This is a genomic window from Oleiphilus sp. HI0123 (assembly GCF_001635315.1).
The window spans coordinates 1-633 of sequence record NZ_LWGE01000118.1; the positions used below are offsets into that span (position 1 = coordinate 1).

At 36.2% G+C, this 633-nt stretch carries 2 protein-coding genes; both read left to right on the forward strand.

What is annotated here, in order from left to right; translation table 11 throughout:
* The coding region (dptF, locus tag A3761_RS01150; protein WP_068749659.1) for a DNA phosphorothioation-dependent restriction protein DptF at positions 1-408 on the forward strand (408 nt) is incomplete at its 5' end.
* A gap of 1 nt (position 409) precedes the next feature.
* On the forward strand, positions 410-633 hold a 224-nt coding region (locus A3761_RS01155; RefSeq protein WP_197472707.1), incomplete at its 3' end, for a hypothetical protein.

Sequence of the window (633 nt, forward strand, 5' to 3'; positions counted from 1 at the left end):
AACAAGCATGCGAATAGGAATGCTCCTTATCTTTCAAAAGATGAATTCTATATATCTTCTCATGGCGGATGTGATCTAGCATCTGAAATGGAGCTCAGTGTTGTTTATAAGTCTATCGAAGAAGATCTAGGAAAAGACCTTGCTGCTTTTAATGTCTATCTAAAGGTAAATGAACATACTTTAGCTCCCATACCTGTAAGCGTGAATTTGCTGTCATTAATGTTAGATATTTGTTTGGGCTATCGACCAAACAAACATGACAAAAATAGTATTGTTTTGCTGGATGAACTTGTCGTCAAAATTACAAGAATGGCCAGTCTGTCAAAAGTACTTTTCTTATATTCTGGAGATGAGCGTCTCAAACTAAAAGAAAATTCAGACAACGAAATTAGAGTGAGTGGGTTATAAGATGTCGATACTTAAAAAAGATCTCACAGTTACCAATATTAACTCTCTAAATGGCTACTTTCCCGTTAGAACAAGTAATAGTGAAGATTCTTTCGATTGGGAGATTGCTAAGGGCATAGTTGTTCGAAACATGTACCGAAAGATTGTTTCACCAGCTTTAACTAAGCCGATAGAAGGTGAAGATGGGAGTAAACAGGATCAAAGTTTTGCTCAGTTCCGAGAAAT